We start from the raw sequence: 3272 nt of genomic DNA on the forward strand, positions 1-3272 counted from the left end.
GTCGTCCGACCAGGTGCGGATGAAGATCGCCTCGCGGGCGCAGTGATCGTCCGTGCCGATGACGCCCACCTTGCAGCCGATCACCTCATAGCCGTCGCAGATCGGGCAGATCCGGACGAGCCCCTTCTCCACGCCGCGCTCCAGGCCGGGGATGTTGGGCGCGTTGTCGATGACGCCGGTGGCCAGGATCACCGTGCGACTGAGGAAGGTTTCGGTCTCCGTCTCGATCCGGAAGCCGGACTTGAGCGGGGTCAGGGTCTCGACCCGCCCCGAACGGATGTCCGCCCCGTACTTCTCCGCCTGCCGGCGCATGCGCGACAGCAGGACCTTGCCGTTCACGCCGTCGGGGAAGCCCGGGTGGTTGTGGCTGCGCGGGATCCAGGCGGCGCGGCTGCCGCCGGACTCGATCACGACGAAGTTGCGGCGGAAGCGGGCGAGATAGATGGCGGCGGTCAGCCCCGCGGGGCCTGCGCCGATCACCAAGCAGTCGAGAGGTTCGTTGTCACCCATGGCGGGTGAGCCAACGCGTTCAGGGGGCCGCCGGCTCCAGGTAGATCGGATTGCCCAGAAGCCACAGCTTGCCGTCCGGACCGCGGACGTCCACGCGCAACCAGCCCTTGGCGCCGTCGGCGCTCAGCGTCACGAGGCGCGTCTCGCCCGCGCCGAGCGGCGCCGTATCCGAGGACGCGAGGCCCTTGGCGGGACCGGCGAAGCTGATGCGGCCGCCTCCGACGCCGCTCGTCCGGATCTCGAGCCGGACGGGTTCGCCGGCCTTAAGCTTCAGTGCGCCGCCCATGTGCGCGGCCTGGCCGCCGGCGCTCGCCGTGACGTCCAGCAGCCGGTCGCGCGTCCCCTCGATGTCGACGAACACGCGGCCGGCGCGAATGCCGGACAAGATTGCCGGCTGCGAGAGGTTCTGCGCGTAGACGACGGTCGTGGGCGATCCCACGGACTGGACGGCGGTGAGCGGCGTGGTCCCGTCGTGGTTGTCGGAGCCGCCGATGGCGGTCAGGCGGAAGCCGGCGTTCAGCCTGGCCTCCCAGAACGGGATGCCGGTCCCCGGACCTTCCGCGCCGAACCGCAGCGAGCCGCCGTTGATGGCCTCGATCGCCGCGACGCGGGTCCAATCGGTCTCCGCGGTCCAGCCGCAGCCCATGCAGGCTTCGCCGGACGGCAGGCCCGGATGGTTCAGCGAGATGATCCCGCCCGCCTTTTCCAGCTGGTCGAGGATGGTCCCCAGCTTCGGCGCGCGCGGCCCGCGCAGCTGGAAGTCCAGCGGCGCCGTGGTCCCGAAGACGTTGGCGTGGCCCTGGAAGGTGGTGACCTCGCGCCCCGGGATCAGCAGCATCCGGTCGTAGTAGGGCTGGAACTCGGCGAGCGCCTGATGGTGCGAGGTGGTGTTGTGTTCTGTGACGGCGATGAAGTCGAGACCGCGTGCGGCGGCCGCTTCGGTGGTCTTGAATAGCGGGCAGGGGACGCGGGCGCCGCTCTGCGCGGCGCAGCTGCCGTCCGAGTGGGCCGAGTGCAGGTGCAGGTCGCCGCGGTACCAGCCAGGGCCCTCCTTCAGCGGCGCGGCGGCGAAGCCCCGGAAGTCGGCGGGCTTGCGCTCGAACCAGATCCTGGCGGTGTAGGGCGACTTCGAGGTCTTGCGGATCGAAGGCACGCCCAGGATCAGCTTCCATTCGCCGGCGGGGATCGCCCCCGGCAGGTACGATGGCGTCGCATAGGTCTCGGCGACGACGAACCGGCTCTTGTTGCCGCCGCTCCAGCCGCGGAACCGCACGGGATCGCGGACCCCGAGGTCGATGACCGACCGCTCCTCCTTGCCCTGGTAGGCGAACTCGACGGTGACCGCAGCGACGCCGGGCGGGACCTTGAACGGGACTTCGCGGTAGGTCGCCAGGTCGGCGTGGGTCATGACGCCGGTGAGCGTCAGGTCCTGCGCCGCCGCGGGTGAGGTGAGTAGGGCCAAGGCCAACCCGATCCTTCTCCCCCTGCGGGAGAAGGTGTCGACCGCAGGTCGACGGATGAGAGGTCGCGCGATTCCCGCGGCGCGATGGGCGGTACGATTGAGCACGTCCGAGAAACCCCTCATCCGACCTGCTTCGCGGGCCACCTTCTCCCGCAAGGGGAGAAGGCGACCCGCGCTCCATCTTAGAACCTATACAGCACGGCCGCCTTGAACGTCCGGCCGAGCTCCGGCCGGGCCAGGTAATACCGGGCGCCCGTCTCGCCCGAGATGAACTGGCCGGCCCGCGGGTTGCCCTCGGTCAGACCGATCTCGTTCGTCAGGTTCGTGCCGTAGGCATAGAGGCTGACCTGGTCGGTCACGTTCCAGCGCACCGAGGCGTTGACGATCTGGTACGCCGGAATCGTCAGGGTGTTGGCGATGTCCGAGTAGCGCTTGCCGTAGAACTGGAGGTCCACCTCGGCCCGTAGGCGACCGTCCAGCAGGTTCAGACCGGGCGTGAAGCGGGCGGAGACCTTGGGCGAGCGGATGATGCGGTTGCCCGTGAAGTCGCGGGCCCGCAGGCAGTCGGCGCCGGCGGTCGGCGTGTCGGACGGCAGCGGGCAGGCGCCCGACACCTTGCCCACCCGTTCGTTGAAGATGAAGTCGCCGTAGGTCGGCTCCTGCAGGGTGACGTTGCCGCTAAGGTCGAACCAGTCGGTCGGCCGCGCCGTGCCTTCCAGCTCGACACCCCAGGAGGTCGTCGAGGCGAACTCGGTCTGGCTGACGTAGCTGTTGGTCGCCGGGTCGTACCGCGTCTCGGTCAGGCTCTGGCTGTCGAAGTGGGTGTAGAACGCCGTGGCGTAGGCGCTGAACCGAGGGCGGTTGATCTTGATGCCCGCCTCCGCCAGGTCGATGCCCTGGGCGCGCGGATCGGTGCGCGTCGGATTGGTGATGAAGTCACCCAGCGACGGCAGCCGGAAGCCCTTGGTGTAGCGGGCGAAGACGCCCAGGTCCGGATCGATCTGATAGTTCACGCCGATGGTGGCGCCCCAATCGTCGAACTTGCGGTCGAGGGGGTCGAACACGCCCGTCCCGCTGATCGCCTGGTCGTCGGCGAAGTTGTTCGCGAGCTGGCCCAGGTCGATCGTCGCACGGCGCTCGTTGCGGCCGGAGAGTTCGATACGCTCCCAGCGGGCGCCGAAGTCCACCCGCAGCCGGTCGGTCAGGCTCCACTCATCGGCGGCGTAGACCGCCCAGGTCGTGCTTTCCCCCTCGGCGTTGTCGAACTGGCTGCCGTACCGGGAGAAGCCGTTGTCGGTGA

The 3272-nt window shown here is 69.4% G+C and carries 3 protein-coding genes; all 3 read right to left on the bottom strand.

The genetic code is table 11. The annotated features are described in order from the left end of the window. The coding region (locus RIF93_RS19580; protein WP_309093123.1) for an NAD(P)/FAD-dependent oxidoreductase at nt 1-510 on the bottom strand (510 nt) is incomplete at its 3' end. Nucleotides 511-529: 19 nt separating this feature from the next. Next, nucleotides 530-1972, bottom strand: a complete 1443-nt coding sequence (locus RIF93_RS19585) for a CehA/McbA family metallohydrolase (protein WP_309093124.1) — start codon at nt 1970-1972, stop codon at nt 530-532. 182 nt (nt 1973-2154) lie between these two features. Next, a partial coding sequence (locus RIF93_RS19590) for a TonB-dependent receptor domain-containing protein (RefSeq protein ID WP_309093125.1) occupies nt 2155-3272 on the bottom strand: 1118 nt, incomplete at its 5' end.

This window comes from Phenylobacterium sp., assembly GCF_031181185.1.
In the GTDB taxonomy this organism is placed as follows: domain Bacteria; phylum Pseudomonadota; class Alphaproteobacteria; order Caulobacterales; family Caulobacteraceae; genus Phenylobacterium.